The organism is Aneurinibacillus tyrosinisolvens, assembly GCF_001015055.1.
Lineage (GTDB): Bacteria > Bacillota > Bacilli > Aneurinibacillales > Aneurinibacillaceae > Aneurinibacillus_A > Aneurinibacillus_A tyrosinisolvens.
The window spans coordinates 18,974-41,504 of sequence record NZ_BBWZ01000040.1 but is presented as its reverse complement, the minus strand read 5'-3'; the positions used below and the strand labels follow the sequence as shown (position 1 = coordinate 41,504).

General features: G+C 46.2%; 18 protein-coding genes. 2 read left to right on the top strand and 16 right to left on the bottom strand.

Translation table 11 applies throughout. From position 1 onward, the window contains the following. Nucleotides 1-463 precede the first annotated feature (463 nt). Both MBEAL2_RS23270 and MBEAL2_RS23265 read right to left on the bottom strand, forming a co-directional pair. Nucleotides 464-1,498 carry a DegV family protein gene (locus tag MBEAL2_RS23270; RefSeq protein ID WP_052947945.1) on the bottom strand — a complete coding sequence of 345 codons (1,035 nt, stop codon included), beginning with the start codon at nucleotides 1,496-1,498 and terminating at the stop codon, nucleotides 464-466. A gap of 208 nt (nucleotides 1,499-1,706) precedes the next feature. After that, entirely contained in the window at nucleotides 1,707-2,459 is a 753-nt protein-coding gene (locus MBEAL2_RS23265; protein WP_047154627.1) for an SDR family NAD(P)-dependent oxidoreductase, read from the bottom strand. A gap of 190 nt (nucleotides 2,460-2,649) precedes the next feature. Between MBEAL2_RS23265 and MBEAL2_RS23260 the strand changes: the two genes are divergently transcribed. Beyond that, complete coding sequence (locus MBEAL2_RS23260) at nucleotides 2,650-2,937, top strand: putative quinol monooxygenase (RefSeq protein WP_052947944.1); 288 nt, start codon at nucleotides 2,650-2,652, stop codon at nucleotides 2,935-2,937. A gap of 68 nt (nucleotides 2,938-3,005) precedes the next feature. On the opposite strand, the gene MBEAL2_RS23255 is transcribed toward MBEAL2_RS23260, so the two are convergent. The 3 genes from MBEAL2_RS23255 to MBEAL2_RS23245 all read right to left on the bottom strand — a co-directional run bounded on the left by MBEAL2_RS23255 (nucleotide 3,006) and on the right by MBEAL2_RS23245 (nucleotide 9,383). Continuing rightward, nucleotides 3,006-3,647 carry a TVP38/TMEM64 family protein gene (locus tag MBEAL2_RS23255; RefSeq protein WP_047154625.1) on the bottom strand — a complete coding sequence of 214 codons (642 nt, stop codon included), beginning with the start codon at nucleotides 3,645-3,647 and terminating at the stop codon, nucleotides 3,006-3,008. Between the two features lie 176 nt (nucleotides 3,648-3,823). After that, nucleotides 3,824-6,919, bottom strand: coding sequence for an efflux RND transporter permease subunit (locus MBEAL2_RS23250; protein ID WP_047154624.1), 3,096 nt, complete (start codon nucleotides 6,917-6,919; stop codon nucleotides 3,824-3,826). A gap of 70 nt (nucleotides 6,920-6,989) precedes the next feature. Then, nucleotides 6,990-9,383: a bifunctional YncE family protein/alkaline phosphatase family protein gene (locus tag MBEAL2_RS23245; RefSeq protein WP_052947943.1), complete on the bottom strand. Its 2,394-nt coding sequence runs from the start codon at nucleotides 9,381-9,383 to the stop codon at nucleotides 6,990-6,992. 417 nt (nucleotides 9,384-9,800) lie between these two features. Between MBEAL2_RS23245 and MBEAL2_RS23240 the strand changes: the two genes are divergently transcribed. Next, on the top strand, nucleotides 9,801-12,266 hold the full coding sequence (locus MBEAL2_RS23240; protein WP_052947942.1) for a bifunctional YncE family protein/alkaline phosphatase family protein: 2,466 nt from the start codon (nucleotides 9,801-9,803) through the stop codon (nucleotides 12,264-12,266). A 112-nt stretch (nucleotides 12,267-12,378) separates the two neighbouring features. Here the strand turns inward: MBEAL2_RS23240 and MBEAL2_RS23235 are convergent, their stop codons facing one another. From MBEAL2_RS23235 to MBEAL2_RS23185, 11 genes are all read right to left on the bottom strand, one after another. Further along, complete coding sequence (locus tag MBEAL2_RS23235; RefSeq protein ID WP_201780845.1) at nucleotides 12,379-13,644, bottom strand: ammonium transporter; 1,266 nt, start codon at nucleotides 13,642-13,644, stop codon at nucleotides 12,379-12,381. Between the two features lie 16 nt (nucleotides 13,645-13,660). Then, complete coding sequence (locus MBEAL2_RS23230) at nucleotides 13,661-14,149, bottom strand: hypothetical protein (RefSeq protein WP_047154623.1); 489 nt, start codon at nucleotides 14,147-14,149, stop codon at nucleotides 13,661-13,663. A gap of 84 nt (nucleotides 14,150-14,233) precedes the next feature. Beyond that, nucleotides 14,234-16,192 carry a primary-amine oxidase gene (locus MBEAL2_RS23225; protein ID WP_047154622.1) on the bottom strand — a complete coding sequence of 653 codons (1,959 nt, stop codon included), beginning with the start codon at nucleotides 16,190-16,192 and terminating at the stop codon, nucleotides 14,234-14,236. Between the two features lie 343 nt (nucleotides 16,193-16,535). After that, on the bottom strand, nucleotides 16,536-17,306 hold the full coding sequence (locus tag MBEAL2_RS23220) for an ATP-binding cassette domain-containing protein (RefSeq protein ID WP_047154621.1): 771 nt from the start codon (nucleotides 17,304-17,306) through the stop codon (nucleotides 16,536-16,538). A gap of 35 nt (nucleotides 17,307-17,341) precedes the next feature. Further along, on the bottom strand, nucleotides 17,342-18,130 hold the full coding sequence (gene ssuC / locus MBEAL2_RS23215) for an aliphatic sulfonate ABC transporter permease SsuC (RefSeq protein ID WP_047154620.1): 789 nt from the start codon (nucleotides 18,128-18,130) through the stop codon (nucleotides 17,342-17,344). Continuing rightward, complete coding sequence (gene ssuD / locus MBEAL2_RS23210) at nucleotides 18,111-19,274, bottom strand: FMNH2-dependent alkanesulfonate monooxygenase (RefSeq protein WP_047154619.1); 1,164 nt, start codon at nucleotides 19,272-19,274, stop codon at nucleotides 18,111-18,113. The genes ssuC and ssuD overlap by 20 nt, the downstream gene beginning before the upstream one ends. Before the next feature lie 35 nt (nucleotides 19,275-19,309). Further along, on the bottom strand, nucleotides 19,310-20,296 hold the full coding sequence (locus MBEAL2_RS23205; protein ID WP_047154618.1) for a sulfonate ABC transporter substrate-binding protein: 987 nt from the start codon (nucleotides 20,294-20,296) through the stop codon (nucleotides 19,310-19,312). Then, a complete protein-coding gene (ssuE, locus tag MBEAL2_RS23200; protein WP_047154617.1) occupies nucleotides 20,296-20,859 on the bottom strand; it encodes an NADPH-dependent FMN reductase in 564 nt (187 codons plus the stop codon). Before ssuE ends, MBEAL2_RS23205 begins: the two co-directional genes overlap by 1 nt. A gap of 118 nt (nucleotides 20,860-20,977) precedes the next feature. Next, entirely contained in the window at nucleotides 20,978-21,172 is a 195-nt protein-coding gene (locus MBEAL2_RS23195; RefSeq protein WP_047154616.1) for a YezD family protein, read from the bottom strand. Then, on the bottom strand, nucleotides 21,165-21,608 hold the full coding sequence (locus MBEAL2_RS23190) for an RrF2 family transcriptional regulator (protein WP_047154615.1): 444 nt from the start codon (nucleotides 21,606-21,608) through the stop codon (nucleotides 21,165-21,167). Before MBEAL2_RS23190 ends, MBEAL2_RS23195 begins: the two co-directional genes overlap by 8 nt. 193 nt (nucleotides 21,609-21,801) lie before the next feature. Next, nucleotides 21,802-22,359, bottom strand: coding sequence for a DEAD/DEAH box helicase (locus MBEAL2_RS23185; protein ID WP_047154614.1), 558 nt, complete (start codon nucleotides 22,357-22,359; stop codon nucleotides 21,802-21,804). Between the last annotated feature and the right edge of the window lie 172 nt (nucleotides 22,360-22,531).

Sequence of the window (22,531 nt, the reverse complement as noted above, 5' to 3'; positions counted from 1 at the left end):
AACTAATCAATTAAAGAATGTTTGGGTCCGACAATCATGTTGCCGGATAAAAATTTAACTCGCACACATTCGAAGTTTCACTGTTCAGTTTTCAAGGAACTGTTGTTTTGTTGTCATCCGCTCGTTTAGCGGCGACTTAACTATCTTATCAAATCACCAAGCGATTTGCAACAACTTATTTTTTCCAATTTGTTGTTGCCCTGGTTTTCAGCGCTTGTTTCTAACGCCGGAATTACATCTTACCAGGAAGGAGGGCAATATTGCAATATCAAATTTTACCAACCGCCTTTTTCTTAAGAAACCTTGCTTTCCTTAACGTTTCTTAACCGCTGGCTAATCGCATTGACTAATCCGCTTAGGTATTGCACTCCATTTTAAGGGATGTTTAAAAAAAACAAATTAGGTTAAATTAAAATCAACACATCGGTAAATATTGCTGTCCAATCAAAAAAAAACACACCAGCTAAGCTAGTGGGCTCAGTTCTTTCTGTTTTTGAATGACTTCAAGAGATTGCCGGACATTGGCGTAGGACGTAATCGAAGACAAATCAATTCCAATCTGAACGGCTGTTTGCGCGATTTCCGACCGTATTATTATACCGAAAATAGGATAGGCTGTGTTAGCCAGGATACGTGTGAATGTGCAGAGGGCATTTTTATTTGCAATACCAGGCGATAGCAAGCGTCCCTTCTCCACATGTGTACCTACAACAGCTCCAAGCTGGGAAATATGAAAATCGAGGTACGGGAACATTTGCTCCAGCTCTTCTTTCCACTTCACTGCTTCTTCCCTGGCACTTCCCTGCGGGATACATACCCGGACTTCCTTTGCATCTTTCACATCTTCTGCGAAGATTTCAAAAATACGTTTTTTCGCCTTTGTATAGGTGCGGACTTTTTCGTACAACTCCACTTTTCCATTATTTAAGCGAAGAATAGGTTTGATTTGAAGAAGATTTCCCAGTAACGCCTGTGTTGAACTCATTCTTCCGCCTCTTTGGAGCTGGGATAAATCATTAACCATGAAATACGCTCGCATATTACCAGTAAGGCGCTTCAACTCCGATACGATTTCCTCATAGGATGTACCGTTCTGATGCATTTGAATCCCATCCAATAACAGGTACACCATCGGATACACAACCAGCCGGGAATCAATAATTTCAACCGGAAACTCAGCCATTTCCGCAGCCATTCTAGAAGTACGCAAGGTTCCGCTCAGTTCATCCGCAACGTGAATAACGATTCCCCTGTCGTATTCCTTTTTTAATTGTTCGTAGAAGTCGATGAACTCCCCAATTGCAGGCTGAGACGTTTTAGGAAGTTCCTTTTCCCGCTTCAGTTTTTCATAAAACTCTTTCTCAGATAGGTCAATCCCGTCTTTATAGGATTTACCTTGAAAGATAATATGTAAAGGCACAACATGAATGTTGTATTTTTTGGCTACTTCCGGTTCAATTCCAGAGGTGCTATCCGTAATCCACGCTATTTTATCCATACTATTCCTCCAGTGCATACTGTTACACTTGTTTTCATTTATTATCGCATACCATTCTCACTGTTATGATATCATGTAGAACCGTCGAATTCTGCCTTTTATTTTCCTATCAGAGCAATTACAGGGTTACACAACCATCGGAATTCATATTGAGATTTAATATACTAAAAAAAGCCTCCCGGACAAGTCCGGAGGCTTAAAAATCCAATCAGCTCATGTCCAGTCCACCGTTCACTGGAATATAAGCACCATTAATATGTTTGTTCCAGTCAGCTACCAGGCTTAGAATAGCGCCAGCAACGTCTTCAGGCCGCCCTAAACGCTGCAGCGGGGTTAAACTTCTGAGCATTTCGTGAGCCTGTGCCGGTTGATCTTTTGTTGCATCTGTCAGGATAAGACCAGGAGAAATCACATTCGTAGCAATATTTTTAGGCCCTAATTCTTGCGCCAAATATTTTGCAAAGGTAGCGATGGCTGCTTTAGCCGTACCGTGTGCAACGAAGCCTTGAGAAGGGGTGCGGGATAAACCGCTGGATATTAAGACAATTTTCCCTTCGCCTTGCTTTTCCATATGAGGAACAACTTCCTGGCATAGATGGAAAGCAGAACTCATCTCATTATTTAATTTGTAGGAGAACTCTTCCCAGGTCATTTCCATAAAAGGCTTGAATGCAAAATTAATATTTGCATTGTTTATGAGAATATCAATCTTTCCGAACTCGCTAACAGCCTCTTCAACTAATCTTTTAACATCTTCTGTATTTCTGACATCAGCCTGGATAACCTTGCCCTTGCGCCCTGCTGCTTCTACCTCGGCAAGTACGTTCAATGCATCTTTTTCAGAACTGTGGTAGTTGATGACGACATCGGCTCCTGCTTTTGCTAACAGGATAGCGGTAGCTGCACCGATCCCTCTGCTTCCGCCTGTTACAATTGCAACCTTATTACGTAAAGCTTCCATAAGACAGCCTCCATTCTTTGATTGGAATCACTATAAATATAATTCAGTACCAGGCTAATTTCACGTCTTGTAATTTATGGAACATTGTGTGCAATTTCATGAATAATAATCTTATACCGGACGAACGATACCAATTGTGCTACATTAAAGAGTGTATAGATTATAGTTCCATCATTCAGAAAAAGGAGGAATGGCCTTGATTATTATCCATGCGTTTATCAAAATCGATCCAAAGCACCGTGAAGAATTTTTGGAGCAAGCCAAAGAGGTGATTGCGGGGTCTCAAGCGGAGGAAGGAAATATTAGCTACCAGCTCTATGAAGAGGTTGAACAGTCCAACACTTTCGTGATGTTAGAGAAGTGGAAGGATGAAGCTGCAATTGAGGAGCATGGGCAAACCCCTCATTTTATTAATTTTATAAAGGGGACAAAAGGGTATCAACTGGAACCGCTGCGCGTGGAGAAATATGAAGCGTAAGAGAACATCATATCGTTTTAAAAGCCCCTTTCTTCTTTTAGAGAGGGGCTTTTCACTTGCTAAAGGCGTTATTCATCTGCACTCGTTGTTTGAGATTTTGCCATCCTTTTGTAAACGATCACGTAATTAACCGCAAAAATAATGAGCGTATATATCCCATATACGACAAAAGATAACCACTTGTTTTGCCCAAAATTTGCTCCTGCAAAGTTAACGACCAGATTATTTGGGATTTTACCCAGCAGCGAGGCCCACAAAAATGTAGTCCATCTGACGTTGCTTAATCCACAAACCGCATTAACAACAAACGAAGGAACTACAGGGATTGCTCTGCTTAGGAATATGGCTAAAAACGAATTCTTTTCAAAAGATAATTTGTATTCATTTACTTTCGGGTGTTTATTTACGTAGCTTAGAGCCCAATCCCGGAATCCATAGCGTGCCAGGAAGAAGAGGATCATCGTCCCAAACATTGCACCTGTTAAAGTGATGCTTGTCCCCTGCCAGACTCCATAAATGCTACCGATCGTCCCGGCTAAGATGGCAAACGGGATAACAGGAAAGAATACGTCGATAGCAACGAGCAGTAAGCTAACTGAAACCGCAAGCATCCCGCCCTCTTTCATCCAGTGGACCCATATGTCTTTCTGTGTATAGCCTAAAACAATAACAAGAACAAAGATACTGATGCTAATCACTTTTTTAAACATGATTCACTTCCTAGATTAAGAGATATTATTTGTTTATTATATACAGAAGCCCGGCAATGATCGATAGGTGAATATTTTGGCAATGGCGCTGCAGGTCCATTAACTATGTAAAAAAAGAAAAGAGCCGTTATCCCGGCAAGAAATCCCGAGACGACGGCTTCTTAGAAAATAACTATTTAAGAAATATGAAGTGCAGATGGCTCCTCTATAATCTTGTGTGTCGGACGCTGCTTACGGTGGAGCCAGTCATACATAATAGGAATGACCAGCAAACTGATAAACGTTGAACTTATCATCCCCCCAACAACAACGATCCCCAGTGTTTGCGAAATGACCGTATCCCGGCTATTGAAAATCGCCAGCGGAAGTAACGTCAAAATCGTAGTACAGGCCGTCATGAGGACAGGACGCACCCGTGACAGTGTACCTTGTAAAATCGCCTCCCGTACAGCCATTCCTCCTGCAATGTTACGTTCAATCTTATCCACAAGAACAATTCCATTGGTGACAACAATTCCGGTTAGCATCATGACCCCGATTAATGAAGCGAGATCCCACTGCTTCCCAAATAGCACCAGCCCCAAAACGGAGCCAACCAGGGCAAGTGGGATGCAGACCAGGACGGATAACGGTGCTTTCCATCCCCGGAAAACCGCACTGATAATCAATACAATAAGGAATATAGAGACAGCCAGAGCAATCGCCATTTCAGTAATCATTTGCTTCACTTGCCCGGAGATTCCGCCAAAAGAATAGTGCACTCCCGCTGGAAGGGATAGCCCTTTTATGACTTCTTCCGTTTGTGCTGTAACTTTTTCAATATCCTTCGAAACAATATCTGTGGAAACAACAGCAAAGGAGCGCCCATCTCTCTCACGAATGACAGACAATTCATTGCTCTTCTCCACCGTAACAAGCTGCTTTAAGCTCACATTCCTGCCGTCATTGGCCTGCACAGTTTCCTCGCCGAGAGAAGATAACAAATCTTTACCCGGAATTCCTGAAGCCTGGTTCAGTCTATCTGTTTTAATAATAATTGGCGTGGAGCTTATGTCTGTTGTTAGCGAAAGCCGTGTGCCGTCCGCCTGGTACGGCTTAATGGCTTCTAAAACTTTCTCCGGCTTTACCCCTGCGCGTTCTATCTGTTGCTGGTTCACAGCTAATCGATATTTTGGCCCTGCATCATTGGCCCCCTCCACGCTGAGTCCGGGAACAAGCTGCAATTTACCTCTAATAAGCTGAGCCGTATTTTCAAGCGTAGCACGATCGGCTCCGGTTACCATCACCTTTAATTTTGAATCATCACCGCCGATGTTTCGATTTGTAACAGTATAGATAGCATCACCGCGCAGTGAACGGAGTTCTCCTTGCAATTCGGTTATAAATCCATCCATATCAACACCCGATTTCACAGTCACAACCATGTTTGCTACATGATCTTCTTGAATCCATCCGCCTCCCTCATCGAATACATCATCAAATTGCGGGATAAATGATGAACCGAGCGTAGCTGAGAACGTCTCGGCTTTCTCCGGCTCAGATGCCAGCAGCGCTTCTACCCTCTTAATCTCTGCATCCATTGAAGCAAGCGGACTATCTTCCGGCAGTTCAACCTTGATGGAGATTTCCCGCGGACCGCTCGCAGGCAGAAAATTCACAGGAAGATAAACAGCTCCGGCTGCAGTCATAAGGAAAATCAAAAGAGTGCTCCATACGACTGTCTTTCTCCTTCGCAAAGCCCAGTGCAGCAGCTTCTCTGCCGCAGGTTTCGTTTGCGGGGCATGAATTGTTGAATTTCTCCACCACAGATGGGTTAGAGCCGGGACAACAAGGATGGAAACAAATAGGGAGACAACCAGCGCTGCGATGACTGTCCAGGCGAATGACGAAAAAGCAGATTGTGTAATGCCCCCAACGAATAAGACAGGCAGAAAAACGACAATGGTGGTTGCCGTCGAGGAAACGATCGCAGGGATCATCTCCCGTACAGCCGCTGCCATACTATGTTTAGTAAATCGTTCCCGCGATTCTTGCATTCTGCGATAGATGTTATCCATCACTACAATAGAATCGTCGACCACTCTCCCCATCGCCACGACCAGGCCTGAAATCGTCAGGATATTGAAGCTAATCCCCATCCATTTAAGGAAAGCAATGCTTGCCAGCAGTGAAACCGGGAGTGAAATCGCAATGAGCAGAGTAGAGCGTACATTACGAAGAAAGATAAAAACACTGAGCATGGAAAATAAACAGCCAAATAACCCTTCTTTAATTAAGCTGTTAATTGAAGCTTTGACATCATTCCCCCGGTCAAAAAGCACCGTAGAATGAACGTCCCCTGATTGAACCTCTTTAAGTTCATTCAGCCGGCTATGGACCTGGTCTGAAACCTTTGTAATATTGGCAGAAGAAGTTTTTAAGACATCCAGTATTACACTGGGCTTGCCACCCGTCCGGGAAACCATCTGCATGTCCACCACAGTCGGGGAAACATCCGCAACAGTGGAGAGTGGCATCGTTTTGCCGTTCGTGCCTTGAACAAGCAGCTTTTTGATACTGCCTGTGTTTATTTCCTTACCTGTTAGCTGAATGGGAATCGAAACCTCATTGTTCACAATCCTTCCCTGCTGCCAGGCAGGAATCATGTGTCCAAGCGACCGATTCACATCTTCCAGTGTAAATCCAGACTTCTTTAAGTCATTCATCCGGACCGTCACCATATACCCATTGTTTCCCCCGCCGGTTATACGAACTTCACCAACACCCGGAACGCTTCGCAGCTGGTTTGCAATGTCATTTTGGATCGAGGTGCGGAGCGCTGTTTCATCGAGTTTACCTGAATTTCCGGTAAGACTTATTCTCATAATCGGGAACGAACTTGTACTTACTCTCGTTACGAGAGGCTTATCCACTCCCTCAGGATAGGCAAGGCTGGCTAAGGTCTGCGCTACCTCACCTTCCGCATGCCCGACATCGAAGTCAAAGGGAAAATAAAGACTGCATAGAAGACCGCCGTTAAAAGAATTGCTTTCGATATAGTCAATCCCGTTAACCCCTCGAACCGCCTTCTCAATCATCCCCGCAACGTTCGCTTTTACCTGGTTGGCCTGTAAATGCTGGGCGCGCACCGTGATCATGAGTGTCGAATTATTCATGGACGGCAGGTAATCGCGCTCCATTTGGTAAGCAGACATTCCTCCATAAAGCAGAATTAGCACAACAGATACAATCATTAAAAAGGGGCGGTTCATGACCGCCTCAATGAGTTTCATAGCCTTTCATTCCCTTCTGTTTGAAGCACATCAGGCCCCAATTGCCGGGGCCTGGTGCGGGTGAATCTTCCTATTGCTTGTGGTTTGGCTCCGGATATGGCTGATCACCCTTTGTAGCCTTCCAAATTGCCCGGTTTAGCTTATCCTGGTCGGCAGCATCCGGCTTTGAGAAATTCAATTGTTTAGAAGTTTCTGCTGCCGGTGCGTTCTGGCCGTTCAGTGTTTCGATTGAATATTTTGGCTCCTCCACCTTATAAGGAGCAAAATCCGGCTGGCTGGTAAAAGCATTGAGCATTGGCGTAGCCGCCGCATCAAATTGGCTCATCGGCTTCATGCCAAGGATTAATTCCATTGTCCGAAGCATGGAGTTCGTATCATAGAATGTGCTGTCCAATTTCCCGGTTTGCGTGTAAGGACTAATGACCAGCGCTTCTGTACGGTGGGCATCCACGTGGTCCGGACCGGCCTGCGCATCATCTTCTACTACGAAGATGGCCGTGTCTTTCCAGTATTTCGAATGGCTGACTGTATCAACGATTTTGCCGACTGCATAGTCATTTTCCGCTACCATTGCCTGCGGCGTTTGTACTCCCGGCGTCGTTCCCGATGTATGGTCATGCGGGAGATACATCATTTGCAGCTGCGGTAGATTTCCATTTTGCTCGAATTGCTTAAATTCTTTCTCCCATTCGTTGTAACGGACAAGATCGCGGATATTCATATCCCAACCCGGATAATTCGGGTCATAATTATTGCCCATCGTAGGATCAGTTGGTTCCCATTGTGCTTTGTTCTTGTTGTAAACCATAAATTCTCCGTAATTGCGGAAGGTCACGCCGGACTTCGCAGCGTTGTTCCATAAGTGCCCTTCTTCTGAGTAGTCCGCAGGGTCTTGTCCACGGAAATCATAAATATGATCGCCAGCCCGGTATCCTTTTTCCTTATAGTCGTTTGCCTTCGCGGCAGTCGACCAATCGTGCCCATCCGCGCTGCATTCCCCATCTTCGTAGAAGTTATCAAGCGTTACAAATTGATTGGCAAGCTTATGAAGGTTCGGGGTTATCTTCTCGCCAAATTCCGTCAGGCTTGGGTCACCGTTGCCTTTCGGTAAATCACCGAACACTTGATCATATGTCCGATTTTCTTTAATCACATAAATCACATGCTTAATCGGAGAATGTTCACTTGCAAATCGTGGGATTGGAAGTTTCTTCTCCCCTTCCATTTCCTTAAGCCAGCCCTCTTCTTTCCCCCTGTTACCCTGGTTGTTTTCCTCCACCTGTTTCGTATACTTTTTCAACTCATGATCGCCAGGGACATCAACGAAGGACAGCGTACCATTGATTAAACTTCCGATATACTGGTGCTGAGCATTTGGCCCGGCCCCAAGTCCTTTCGCGTTAAGTACCATCATTTTTGTTCCATCTTCACTAAGGAAAACACCGGACGGATACCATGCGGTAGGAATGAGTCCTTTGATTTTCGGTTCAGCGTGATTTTTTTCACCGCCAAGGTCGATAACAGCAATATCGTTATTGCCGGCATTGGATACATAAAGCGTTTTCCCATCCGGGCTGACTGTCAGAGCATTGGGTTGAGTACCTGTCGGCGCTCCCTTATACGGTGAAAGGGAGAGTGTCTGCACTGCCTGCAGCTTTTTCGAGTCAATGACCGATATCTCGTCGCTATCCGAATTAGCCACATAAATGGAGCCGTTTACCGGATTTTCCACGATGGCATTCGGATGTAAGCCTACAGGGATGGTTTTCTTTACGGTTAAACTGTTCGGATCCAGGACAGAAATGCTGCTTTCTCCCCAGTTGCTGACATACAATGTATTCCCGTCCCGGCTGAGCAGGGCCATATAAGGGTTCTTCCCGACCGGCGTTGTGGCGCTCAACTGACCTGTTGTCAAGTCAATACGGGAGACGGAATGATTCAAGTTATTGGCTACGTATAGGGACTTTCCGTCTGCTGAGACGGAGATTCCTGCAGGAGAGAAGGTTGTATTCTTATGTGCAGCATCTTGCATAACAATGGGGCTTTGCTCAGTCAAAGTTCCGTTATCGAATTTAAATACGGTAATCTTATTCTTCGTCCCTGAAGCATAAACCGTCTTTCCATCCGGACTAAAGGCTGCCCCGATATACAAGCCTTCCGGAGGTTTCACTTCGGAAACGATCTTTTGCTGCTCTAAATCTACGACTTGCAAAGACTTAGGAGACCCGTTATTGGATACGACAAGATAGCGATGGTCCGGGCTGATTACGCCGCCAAATGGCTTATTTCCAAGATTTACTTGTTTTCCTGCCGGAGTTAGCGTCCAATTATTCGTTGTGACTCCCGTTCCATCTCCCTGTGGTCCTGGAAAAATAGAATGGGCTGCAAACGCTGATCCCGAACCAAGCAGCGATGCTGCCAGTATAATAGAAGCGACTTTTTTTCCGGTTCCGATCTTCTTCATTCGTTTCTTTCCTCCCTTTGCAATGTTTTTTGTTATGTAAGAAAAATTTATTATTCCTTGCAAATTCATCTTACAGTGCACGGTGTTAAACCTTTATGATCGCAACGTTAAGTTAAAGTAAACCGCGGCAAAATAATACTTATTTGCTATAAATACGGGCGAATCACACACTACCAAATAACTAGCAGAGTATTTGATAGAACGGAGGTCGTCCAAAACAACTATAAAAAGAACCCGCCGCTTGAACAAATGAACCTAGTTCTTATTTTCGGATTGTTAGATTTAAAAAGAATTTGTTCTTTTCATAGGCTTGCCGTTTATATTTTCTTTATGTTTTCAAAACCCTGCCTTTACATTTAAGGCTTATGCTTCTTTTATGAACGGCAAAATACATCGAAGAAAGAGAGAGGCATACATATGAAGTTGAAAGGTAAGCACAAAAAAATAATTGCAGGGGCCGCACTGGTATCCTTACTTCTCGGTTCAAGTGCGTCTGCAGCCTATACGTTATTAGCCGGTCCCCAGGGTGACGGCACAGCAGTAACATCCGGCGGCTGGTATCTGAAACCCGCTGGAACCCAGGTGAATTTGGGGAATTTCCCTATGGGAGGCGCACTGACCCCGGATCGGAAATACCTTGTTGTAGCAAACGCCGGAACGGGCACACAGTCCCTGCAGGTAGTAGATACGGAAAAGAAAACAGTGGTGCAAACCATTTCCTATGAGTCTCCTGAAGCCTTGTATATCGGAGTGGCTTTCAGCCCTGATGGCAAGAAAATGTATGCTTCCGCAGGCGGCAATAACAAGATTCGGGTGTTCGACTTTACGAACGGCACACTTGCCGAACAAGCACCGATCCTGATGAAGGATCAAAGCAATACGAGTTTTTATCCCGCAGGAATTTCGGTGTCGCCGGACGGCAAATCCCTTTATGTGGCGAATAACACGAATCATTCCGTCTCTCGTATCGACCTCGCTGCCCAGCAGATCGCCGCAACTTCTCCCGTTGGGAAAAGCCCCTACGCAGCAGTTGTAAGCCGTGATGGAAGCACATTGTACGTCAGCAACTGGGGTGAAAGCAGCGTTACGGTCCTGAATACGAAAGATTTGACCGTTAAAAAGACCATCCCGGTAGGACTGCACCCGAATGCCATCGTGGAAAACCCGGCAAACGGAGCCATTTATGTAGCTAATTCGGACAGTGACGAGATATCCGTAATCGACTCGAAAAAGCTGCAGGCAGTCAAAACCATTTCCCTCGCTCCCTACCGTGGTGCACCGACAGGCAGCCAACCGGATGCCTTAACAGTAAGCCCGGATGGAAAAACGCTTTACGTAGCAAATGCACTGAACAATGACATTGCTGTGATTGATCTTGGAAAAAACTCGAATCCGGCGGAGGCTAAGGTCAAGGGGCTTATCCCAACGGCCTGGTACCCAACAGGTGTTTACCTGGGCCAGGATGAAAAACAGCTTATGGTTCTTAATGCCAAAGGACTTGGCGCCGGTCCGAATAGCCAGACGAAAGAATGGCTTGGAAACATGGTAAAAGGCACGATGTCTTTCATTGATGTGCCCGATGGGCAGCAGCTAAAGAAGTACACGGAACAGACAAACGATAATAACCGTGTTAAAGAAGCAAAAGATAACAACTGGTGGAAAAACATGAAAGGGAAAGAAGACTTCCCGATTCCACGCTTTGCCGGTAAAGACGCTTCACCGATTAAGCATGTGATTTATGTCATTAAGGAGAACCAAACCTATGACCACGTATTCGGTGATCTAGGTAAAGGAAACGGCGATCCGAGCCTGGCTCTGTATGGTAAGGACGTAACACCGAACCATCATAAGCTTGCCAGCCAGTTTGTGACCCTGGACAACTTCTATGCAGATGCTGAGGTTAGTGCCGATGGCCATAACTGGACAACCGCGGGTAAAGCCAATGATTATGTACAAAAGAACTGGCTTGCTAACTATTCCGGACGAAACCGTGATTATGATTTTGACGCCGGCGGGGGCGGCAGCATACTGGACGATGCTCCTTACACAAAATCAAAAGAAGGGTATATATGGGATGTTGCTATGAAGGCAGGCCTGACCTTCCGGAATTATGGGGAGTTCGCCTATAACTATGACCCGGCCACTAAACAGTATTTGCCTAATAATGCGAGTACGACTGACTTCGGGGGTAACTATGATCCGAATTATCCAAGCTGGGATTTGAGCATTTCCGACACGGCTCGATACAATGAATGGGAGAAGGAGTTCAGGCAATTTGAGAAGAACGGAAACCTTCCGCAATTGGAAGTCGTCTATTTACCAAATGACCATACCGGCGGATCGAAGTGGGGTCCGCAACAGATGGTGGCACAGAATGACTACGCTTTGGGCAAACTCGTTGATACGGTAAGCCACTCGAAGTACTGGAAGGAAACGGCTGTCTTTGTGGTAGAGGATGATGCCCAGGGCGGTGTAGACCATGTCGATGCCCACAGAAGTGTAGCGCTGGCAATCAGCCCGTATACACAAATCGGCAAAGTTGATAGTACGTTCTATGACACGCCGTCTATGCTCCGGACAATGGAACTGATTCTGGGCTTGCAGCCGATGACCCAGTTTGAGGCTGCCTCGATCCCGATGATTAACTCCTTCACGGATCGTCCTGACTTTACTCCTTATTCGATGGAGCAAACAAAGTATTGGACCGAAGAAAACGGCACGAAGCCTCAGCAGCCGGCTGCAGCCAATTCAACCGCTTCTTTAGCCTCGCAGTATCCGGCAGATTTGGATTTCTCAAAGCCGGACTCTGTTGACCGCAACAAGCTTAACCATGAAAACTGGAAGAAGATTAAAGGGTACTATCCGGAATCGAAGCATAAGTAATTACTCTGAAAAAGGGGCTGAACTACAAGCAGATTTCTACTTGTAGCTCAGCCCCCTCTTTATAATAACCATTTAATTAAGAAACCTTTGCTTGTATAAATCAGGAAGCATCTTAACTCGACTTCGGAATTTCTATGGTTACATCTGCTGATTGAGTAATTGTATTATAGGCGGGTTCTTCATGAAAACTTAGGTCTAAGCCCATCAATTCTTCTTCTTTGCTTACACGTAATGATATAAATAAGCTGATTACTTTTAAAATAATGAACGTCCCTGCGGTTGCTAAGACAATCGCTGTAGCTACACCCACACATTGATGAACAAGCTGCCCGGGGTTACCATAAAGCAAGCCATTATTTCCAGCTGGATTTACATCTTTCGTCGCGAAAATGCCCGTAGCAACAGCCCCCCATATACCGCCTATACCATGAACCCCAAAAGCATCTAATGTATCATCATATTTAAAACGTGCCTTGATAAAATGTATGGCAAAATAACAAACAGGGGCAGAAATAACTCCTATGATTAAAGCGGAAGGTACCGTCACAAATCCTGCTGCAGGGGTAATGGCAACCAATCCGGCAATCGCTCCGGTGGCAGTACCAACAAGAGTCGGCCGTTTTCGTATGATCCATTCGATAGCAAGCCAGCCAATCCCCGCTGCACATGCAGCCATATGTGTGTTAGCAAAAGCAAGTGCTGTTACACCATTAGCAGCAAGGGCACTTCCCGCATTAAAACCAAACCAGCCAAACCAAAGGGTAGCGGCCCCTATTAGGAAAAGGACAATATTGTGCGGGGCATGATCTCTCTTTAAATGTTCAAACCTGGGACCAATCACTAGGGCAGCTGTAAGAGCACTAACACCCGACAGAATATGGACGACAGTTCCGCCCGCAAAATCCAGTTCACCCATTTTAAACAGCCATCCGCCGCCCCATACCCAATGAGCCATTGGTGCATAAACAAATGTTACCCATAAAGCCGAAAAGAGAACCCATGCCCCAAAGGAAATACGGCCTGCAATGCCTCCAGAGATAATGGCAACCGTAATGGCCGCAAAAGCACATTGAAATATGGCAAAGACATAGTGAGGAACCGTGAGCGTACCAAGAGCTGCTTCCTCCCCTACTCCGTTAAACCCTAAATAATCAAGTTTTCCTATCACCCCTGCAGCATCTGGTCCGAAGCTAAGGCTGTATCCCCACAGTACCCAAACCACACTAACAATCAAAAGACTGACAAAACTATGCATCATTGTGGAAACAACGTTTCGTTCACTGACAAGTCCCCCATAAAAAAGGGCGAGACCTGGTACATGCATAAAAATCACAATCGCTGTAGCAACCAGCATCCATGTTGTATCTCCTGTATCAATCATAGTATAACCTCCTCTACTCTTTCACCATGTGATGGTGATCATGACTCATCATATTTGGTTTACTTTCCGTATGATTGACGTCCACGGTTTCCTTATAAATAAGCCTCATAATAGAAGAAACGCTGAAAAGGTAAATGACATCCATGGAGATAATGAAAAGTGCAGTATGATTGGCCGGCAGCATCTCTCCTAACATCGCTCCCATCATACTTCCCATCAGACTGGCAGCCAGCGCTTCTACTACAGCCAGTGAGCCGAAAGGCCGACCAATAAAATAAGCGATAAGCATACTTATCAGGATAGCCAAAACGGTGGAAACAGCTAACTGACCTTGAAGTGGAATGGCTGAAAACAAGCCGACCATCAAACTGCTTACCATCCCCATAGCCATCGTGATACTTTTTCCTGTCATTGGGCTTACATGTTGTTTGTTCAGATAAACCTTGGTTCCATAATAGATTGTAAAAAGTACCACGATAAGTACACTAATGCTCAGTAACATAGTCCACCTCCAACAATTTAATTTTGCTTTCCGTTATGAAAAAAGGAGCTGGCGGAAGAGATTCCAACTCCTTTTTCCCCTAAATTAATGCTGGCAGGAAGAACCGGCTTTCGTATGGCACGATTTGGGTGTAGGACGCGGTAAATCAAGCGCAGGGTTGCGATCGAAGAACCCAACCGGTTTTAATTGGAAGTTAATATAAGCAGTTGGCATGACCGGCCAATCTTCCGGGCGAGTAATATGGTGGTGGCCCATTGTATACCACACCACGATATCTTCATTCTCAATATTGCGGTTGGCCTGGGCATATTTTGTTAATCCATCACCGCCTTTGTGCTGGTTCGGATATTTTCCGGAGGCATACATTTCATCACGGTCAAATTTTGTCACGTGCAAATGATTTTTAATAAATCCTGCCCGTTTAATGAGACTAGAATCATCGTAGGCGAAAGGAAGGCAGTTTTCACCCGGCATAATCTTATATCCTACCGGCTGTCCCACAGCGTTTAAAGAATTCGGGTTGATGATTTTCCATGTGCGCTGAGAGGCCAGATCCATAATGCGCTGGGCTTCTTGCTCTGTTTTAAAGGTTTTTGCTTCGATATGGAACGCGTTATGATAAGGATTATGCTCCCCTCTCGTTTCCGGTACTGTATTAATTTCCACCACGGAATTGTTGGTTCCATCTAATTGTGTATCGAGACGGAAGTTAAAGAAATGCTGATGGAAAGGTGCATTCAGCTGCGGCGCTATCATCGTTCCATACTTCGGTTTTTCGCCTTCATCAAGGGCACCCGTATTTAACATTCCTGTTAATTTGACTTCCATCTCCATCGTTCCATCTTGATAGAAAGACCAGAAGAATCCATAATCATAGTTGGCAACCGTTGCGAAAAATGAGATGACCAGGCGGCGCGAACGTCGTACTTCTACTTCTTCTGTTCTCCAATCTGTATGTTTCCAGGCAACTCCATAATCTTCCTCATGCAGGCAAATGGCATTAGGAATGGTTTTTATATTTCCCCTGCTGTCTGTCATAACCGCATCAAAATAGCGAATTTCACCCAGACAATCACAGCCAAGGGTTAAGGAGTTAGCTAATTGACCCATCCCATATTCCCCGGCATCAAACGCATTTTGACGGTTGTGCATGTCACTTGCTTCCGCATAAGGAACGACCATTTCTGCTAATGAAGCACGATAAAGGATCGGACGAATCTTTCCCTTATCTTCATATCCTATTGTGTGTAGAACAAGTCCTTCTCTCGGAGTGAAGCTGAAACGGAAATCCCATTTTTGCCAGCGGATATGATGTCCATCCACTTCAAAGCCAGGACCTTCCGGCTGGATGATCTCTAATGGTTTTAAATCTTTCCGTAATTCAATAGAATCAGCGGTTTCCGGTGTGTAGTTTCCATCTAAAGGAGGCAAAGGCTTCACAGCGTAATCTTCTATCCGCATGACTTCCATCTTATTTAAATCAACTACGGCAATAAGGCCTGTCAGCGGATAAGCATACCCATTGTCATTTGGGAATTTTCTGACCCAGGCTAATGCACGTGCTACCCTTTTTCCTTCATCTTCTTCCACATTAAAGTAACCGGCAGACCAGGGGTCAATCATCACCAAATCAGGATTCGTCACACCACGTTTTAATAGAGCAGCCTGATATTCGGGATTATTTTTCACCGCTCGTTCACATTCTTCAAACTCATCCAGCATAAAGCCTGGCTGCACGTCTGGAATATGCTCCCATGAGACGACCTCTTCATTTGTTATCGAAACAACTGCTTCGTACGTTTTTTCTGTCGCATTATCTAAAATAATAATGAAGGCTTCACGATCGATAGGATCTCCTGCTTGATAATTTAAGACTACTTCTTTTAAAGGTTCTTGTAATACGACCTGTGCGAATCTTGCAGTGCTGCTTACATTCTGTTTCTCTCGTAAAATCGCAACTGCTTTTGTAATTTCTTCAGATGTTAATGGCTCCAAAGGATGTTGAATATGTACCCCTTGTTTCATCTGCTCCTGAATTTGCATAAGATCCTTCTCCTCTTAAATATTTTTTTAAAATTCTACTTTTTCAAAATTATTCGTAATTAATATTTAACATATCGATTCGATACGTGCCAACACACTTGTTAGTTTTCCTTACATTGTTTTATTAGAGGACGACATATCGACGAAATCATTGTCATCAGAAAACCAAAGAAGTTCTCCGATGCACTTTGGGGACTTGGTAAAGAAATGTGGGAAAAGGAAAGCGGGGATGACTTTGTTCGTAAGGAGCGCGTCCCAAAGCTTCTTTTGAGACATCCTCCTAAAAAAGCAGCCTCTCTGGATTGAGACCAGATAGGCTGCTTTAGCTTACTTTCCTCTTCTTTCAACGGGAATGAACAGCAACACCGGCGGATTTAGCCGTCTCGTCTGTTCCCATAATACGCTCGAGAATTTTCCCGGCGATCGATGCGACAGCCGCATGGCTGCGCTGGCGGGGACGCGGCAGAGTAATCGAATAGTCCATCACCACGCTGCCTTCTTCGATGAGAATCACCCGGTTTGCCAGCGCCACGGCTTCTTCCACATCATGCGTAACAAAAAGAGCGGTAAACTGATGCTCCAGCCACAGGCCTTCAATCAGGCGCTGCATCTCAAGCCGGGTAAGAGCATCCAGAGCGCCTAATGGTTCATCGAGCAAAAGCAGGCGCGGTTCATTCACGAGCGCACGTGCCAGTGCAACCCGCTGCTGCTGCCCACCGGACAGAACGGCAGGCCATTCATGGGCCCGCTCTGAAAGACCCACCTGCTCAAGTGCCTGTTCCGCCTTCTTGCGCCAGTCTTTAGAGAGGCCCAGACCGATATTGTCAAGCACCCGCTTCCAGGGCAGCAGCCTTCCTTCCTGAAACATCACACGCGCAGCAGGGTCAATACCGGATAAAGGCTTTCCGTTCATAAGCAAGGTTCCTTCTGAAGGCTGGTCGAGCCCCGCAATGAGGCGAAGCAGGGTACTCTTGCCGCAGCCGCTCTTCCCTACAATCGCGATGAAGTCGCCCGGTTTAATTTCCAAGTTAATCTGCTGCAAAACAGGATGGCTGCCGAACGATTTTCCGATGTTTATAAGCTTCACATGTGCTCCACGCATTCCTGCCCTCATAGCTGGTTATCCCCTTTCCTTTCTCGTAAATGGAGTTAAGCGCTGCCCTTCCTGTAATTTGGATTCCACGCCAGAAATCTTCTTTCCGCCACTTTCGCAATGTAATCGGATAGTTTGCCAAGCAAGGCGTACAGCAAAATACTGACGATCACGACATCAATCTGCATAAACTCCCGGGCATTCATAGCCATGTATCCGATCCCGGAATTGGCGGAAATCGTTTCCGCTACAATCAGGGTCACCCACATGATCCCGAGAGCGAACCGGATGCCAACCAGAATGGAGGGAAGGGCAGCCGGGAAAATAATATGGCGGAATAACGCAAATCCACGCAGACCGTAGATTCGACCCATCTCAACTAGCTTTGCGTCAACCGAACGGATCCCATGAAAGGTATTGAGGTAGACTGGAAATAACACCCCAAGCGCGACCAAAAACAGCTTTGCCCCTTCTTCGATCCCAAACCAGAGAATGACAAGCGGGATGAGCGCCAGATGCGGAATGTTCCGCAGCATCTGGATCGAGGTATCGAACAGCTTTTCCGCTATACTAAACAGCCCGGCAAGCAGGCCAAGGAATAAGCCGATGCTGCCGCCAATCGCAAACCCAATGAGCGCCCGCCAGGAACTCGTGCCAATATACTGAAAGAGTTCGCCGGATTTTACTAAGCGGATGGCTGCCCGGAGTACATCAAGCGGTGAGGAAAGGATGCCGGAAGAAAGCCAGCCGCTCTGGGCTGCAACTTGCCAGGCAATCAACAGAAGTACCGGCAGGCTCCAGGGCAGCAGTGTGTCGCTTACCAGATTATGAAATGCTTTCTTCACCGGCTGCCACCTCTTTTTTCTCCGGATAATAAGAATTGGCGATAATTTCACCGAACGGACTGATAATCTGGCTTTCTTCCTGCTTTTTATTCGCTTCAAGCGGCAGGTGCGGGAAGAGAAGTTCCGCTACCCGGTAAGCTTCTTCGAGATGAGGATAGCCGGACATAATAAAGGTCTCGATGCCAAGATCTGTATACTCCTTCATGCGTGCTGCTACTGCAGCGGGATCACCAACCAGAGCCGTCCCCGCTCCGCCGCGCACCAGTCCGACCCCTGCCCACAGGTTCGGGCTGATTTCGAGTGACCCCCGGCTGCCGCCATGAAGCTCAGTCATTCTCCGCTGGCCCTCCGAATCAAAACGGGCAAACGTGCGCTGGGCAGCCGCGATCATATCGTCATCCACGTATTTAATAAGTTCGTTTGCCGCCTCCCAGGCTTCTTTTTCTGTCTCGCGTACGATAACATGCAGGCGGATGCCGAAGCGGACCGTACGGCCGTGCTTTGCCGCCGCTTCACGAACCTGCCTGATTTTCTCGGCGACCTGCTGCGGCGCTTCCCCCCATGTCAGGTAAACGTCGATATGTTTGGCCGCCACTTCCTGGCCGGCCGCGGAGGATCCGCCGAAGTAGAGCGGCGGGTGAGGCTGCTGAATCGGCGGATACAGGAGCTTCCCTTCATTAATTTCAAGATGATCCCCGGAAAAGTCTACGGTTTCCCCTGCCATGATTTCACGCCAGACAGTGAGGAATTCATCGGTTAGTTTATATCGCTCGCTATGGCTCAGGTGCAGCCCGTCACCGGCCAGTTCAACCGGATCGCCGCCGGTCACCACATTAACCAGCAGGCGGCCATTGGAAAGGCGGTCAAACGTAGCCGCCATGCGTGCTGCGACGGCGGGTGACATAATACCCGGACGAACAGCAACCAGGAAACGCAGTCTCTGTGTGGCCGCGATTAAGGAAGAAGCAGCAATCCATGAGTCTTCGCACGAGCGCCCGGTAGGCAGCAGCGCCCCTGCAAAACCGAGTTCATCAGCCGCCTGAGCAATCTGACGCATATAAGAGTACGTGAAAGCACGCCCCCCTGTCGCTGTTCCAAGATAACGACTGTCCCCATGTGTTGGAATAAACCAGAAAACTTCCATTTTACTCGCTCTCCTTTTTTGAAAAGTATAGTTAGTTAATTATTTACAACCGCGTCCTTAACGGTAAGCTGCTTTGGGATAAGCTTAACCTGGTAGAAGGTATCCGCGATTTTCTGCTGCTCCTTCAGGACATTTGAATCGATCGACTGGACATCAAATGTTCTTCGCGCAAGCACTTCTTTCAATGAATCAACGTCGATGCCAATCTGGGGCGATAAGAATTCCGCAACCTTCTGCGGGTTTTGTTTCACCCAGTTGTCCGTCTTCTTCAGTTCATCCAGGACAAGGGCGAGGGCTTTTGACTGATCTTTGGCAAAGGAGCGAGAGGCGAGAATAAATTCACGGTTGGCGACCAATCCCTTTCCATCCACGAGCACCCGCGCCTGTGTGGCCCGTTGTGCAGCGGTATAGAACGGATCCCAGATGACCCATGCATCCACGCTGCCCCTCTCAAAAGCGGATCTGCCATCTGCAGGCGGAAGGTAGACCGGCTGGATGTCTGTGTACTTTAAACCGGCGCTTTCCAGAGCCTTAACCAGAAGGTAGTGAACATTTGATCCTTTGTTGAGCGCTACTTTTTTTCCTTTTAAATCAGCCAGTGTCCGAATCGGAGAGTTTTTCGGAACGAGGATGGCTTCCCCTGCCGGATTCGGCGGTTCGTTTCCAACATAGACAAGCGGCGTGTCGGCAGCCTGCGCAAAAATAGGCGGGGCTTCTCCTGTATGCCCGATGTCGATGCTGCCAACGTGCATCGCTTCCAGCAGCTGCGGCCCTGCCGGGAATTGAATCCATTCCACTGAAATACCGAGCAGCTTTGCCTGCTTCTCAAGCGTTCCCTGGGCCTTCAGGATGTTGAGCGTGCCGAACTTCTGGTACCCAATCCGGATCGTATGCTGCTCAGGACTGTCGGCAGCCTTCCCTTCTTTCGCCCCCGGTGAGCAGCCGGCCAGCATGGTGAGAGCGGCCAATGCTGTAATCATGAGAAAGAGGATTAGCCTTGACCTTATTTTCCTATGTTTCATCACGATTCCCCTCCCTTTTGAAAAATAGGGTGATGTTGTTGCTTGTATTCAAAAATGAGTTGTTGAACAGCTTTATGAATCCGGTGTTTGATATCGTCCTCAATGCGGAGGTGCAAGCCTGAGCGCTCGATCTGGGAGTCGAGAATGTAAACCCCGCTGTAGATATACCGTGCACCGAGCGCATTTAAAACGGGCTTAAGGGCGTAGTCAATGGTTAACAGGTGCGCCAGTGTTCCCCCAACCGCAATCGGGAGAACGATTTTATCTTGCAGCGCATCGCGGGGCAGCAGGTCGAGAAAGATTTTTAAAAAACCGGTATAGGCGGCTTTGTATACAGGTGTAGCAATCACGACCGCTTTTGCTTTTGTTATTCTTTCGGCGGCCTCCTGGATGGCCGGGCTGTCATAATACCCATACAGAAGTTCCTCGGCCGGCAGGTCGCGGAGGGATAAGGAAGAAGCTGAAATTTCCTCCCTGGAAATGAGTTCCTCGATGTAGGTGAGGACAGCAGTGGAACGTGAAGCAAGTGAAGGGCTGCCGGAAAGCAAAATGATGTCAGACATGATAGATTCCTCCTTTTTTGTGGGTAGAAAAAAAGGCTCCCTGTTGTCCGCATACCAGTCCGGTATGCAGGAAACGAGGAGCCTTCGGTCGTCCGATCGGCGTATTGAATTGTGGTGTTTATTTTTTAGGGGAAAAAGTTGAATGAGCTTCTGCGGGAAACGTCTTGCTCTCCAGCGGAAAGCGACTTTTTACCGTTTTTTCCACCTGGGTAATTTTCGAATCATGAATGGTAATCACCAGAGAGCCGTATTCGATCTCTTCGAGTGCTTGCAGAATGAGCTCGACTCCCGGGTGATCGTTGTGTCTAGACATGCTCCACTCCCCCTAATTCCCTAATTCCAATATTTCCCGCAAGTAAATCCTTTAGTGTAGTATTATCCAGCACGTGTGCGATTGTATCCCGTACTAATGCCCAGAGTGGCTTCAGCAGGCAGTTGCCTTCCATGGAGCAGGATTCATATGAAGTTAAGCTCACGCAGCCCATAGGAGCAAGCGGTCCCTCCAGCTTCCGGACTACTTCCCCGATGCAAATCTCCGCCGGCTGCTTACATAAGGTGTATCCACCCTGCGCCCCGCGCTTGCTTTTGACAAAGCCATGCATCTTTAACTGCAGAAGAATCTGTTCAAGGTACTGAACAGGAACGAGCGTTTGTGCCGCAATTTCATTAATCGGGATAACCTGATCTGTATGCTGGCCTAGCACAATGAGAGCGCGCAATGAATACTCGCCTCTGCTTGAAATCTTCATCGTTTCCTCCTTTCTTGACAATGCTGACTGACATAATCAACATTCAACCACGCTTTAGCCTATGCGGTAAAAAACAATTCGGTTCCGTATTACTTTTCAAAAAATTTTATAAACTGATTTTAATACCAATTAATCCACGTTGTCAACTAGGTTTTTAGGATGTGAGATATTTTACTCTCCTCTTTCTTTAAAATTATATCCTAGAACCCCCTCCAAATGTTAATAAGCTTTTGTTAGCATCAATGAAAAAACAGCCATCATTTTTTCCGTATACTGTGGACATGATAATAACTTTTCTTTCTCCTCCTTGAAATGCATGAACAGTTCCCACATCAATATAATCTTTAACAGCGGGTGGCAATGCATTCTTTATCTTTCTAACTTGCATTTTAAACGGAGTAATGATGCCAATAAGATTCTTTGGTTCCTCTTCTGTATATGCCATTTCAATATCTTTAAAATATTTTTTTATCCATGCAGCTATTTTGTCAGCTTCTCTTTCATTAAACCTACTGCCAGCTTTTTTACTCGATTCATATGTATCAACTTGATAGTGGCCAAAATGAGGGATAGATAAAGAAAGTAGTGGATATTTCGTATCCTGCTTCCCTTTTCCTCTTTTGGGTTCTAGATTCCCCTTATAAACCAGTTTATTACAATAGTCAATAATTTCATCATAACACCGTCTATGCTCGCTTAAAAATAAGCCTCTATCTTCATATTTTTGATAATTACTACTTTTGCACGCCACTCTCATTATACTAGATTCGGAAGTATTTAACCCAAGAGCAGCTAACTTATCGAACCTTTCTTGTGATGAGATGATACCAGCAGATAATGCTGATGAAATTGAAATTATGGGACTAAAAAAAGCAGCCGTTCTGGTTTCAATCCAGAACGGCTGCTTTAACTTATATAGTGAT

Excerpts from the sequence above, each read along its gene's own strand:
- MBEAL2_RS23220 (WP_047154621.1), bottom strand. The coding sequence starts at position 17,306 with ATGAGGGCAGGAATGCGTGGAGCACATGTGAAGCTTATAAACATCGGA.
- MBEAL2_RS23190 (WP_047154615.1), bottom strand. The coding sequence starts at position 21,608 with ATGAAGATTTCAAGCAGAGGCGAGTATTCATTGCGCGCTCTCATTGTG.
- MBEAL2_RS23255 (WP_047154625.1), bottom strand. The coding sequence starts at position 3,647 with ATGTTTAAAAAAGTGATTAGCATCAGTATCTTTGTTCTTGTTATTGTT.
- ssuE (WP_047154617.1), bottom strand. The coding sequence starts at position 20,859 with ATGTCTGACATCATTTTGCTTTCCGGCAGCCCTTCACTTGCTTCACGT.
- MBEAL2_RS23250 (WP_047154624.1), bottom strand. The coding sequence starts at position 6,919 with ATGAAACTCATTGAGGCGGTCATGAACCGCCCCTTTTTAATGATTGTA.
- MBEAL2_RS23245 (WP_052947943.1), bottom strand. The coding sequence starts at position 9,383 with ATGAAGAAGATCGGAACCGGAAAAAAAGTCGCTTCTATTATACTGGCA.
- MBEAL2_RS23265 (WP_047154627.1), bottom strand. The coding sequence starts at position 2,459 with ATGGAAGCTTTACGTAATAAGGTTGCAATTGTAACAGGCGGAAGCAGA.
- MBEAL2_RS23270 (WP_052947945.1), bottom strand. The coding sequence starts at position 1,498 with ATGGATAAAATAGCGTGGATTACGGATAGCACCTCTGGAATTGAACCG.
- MBEAL2_RS23225 (WP_047154622.1), bottom strand. The coding sequence starts at position 16,192 with ATGCAAATTCAGGAGCAGATGAAACAAGGGGTACATATTCAACATCCT.
- ssuD (WP_047154619.1), bottom strand. The coding sequence starts at position 19,274 with ATGGAAGTTTTCTGGTTTATTCCAACACATGGGGACAGTCGTTATCTT.
- MBEAL2_RS23240 (WP_052947942.1), top strand. The coding sequence starts at position 9,801 with ATGAAGTTGAAAGGTAAGCACAAAAAAATAATTGCAGGGGCCGCACTG.
- MBEAL2_RS23205 (WP_047154618.1), bottom strand. The coding sequence starts at position 20,296 with ATGAAACATAGGAAAATAAGGTCAAGGCTAATCCTCTTTCTCATGATT.
- MBEAL2_RS23260 (WP_052947944.1), top strand. The coding sequence starts at position 2,650 with ATGGCCTTGATTATTATCCATGCGTTTATCAAAATCGATCCAAAGCAC.
- MBEAL2_RS23195 (WP_047154616.1), bottom strand. The coding sequence starts at position 21,172 with ATGTCTAGACACAACGATCACCCGGGAGTCGAGCTCATTCTGCAAGCA.
- MBEAL2_RS23230 (WP_047154623.1), bottom strand. The coding sequence starts at position 14,149 with ATGTTACTGAGCATTAGTGTACTTATCGTGGTACTTTTTACAATCTAT.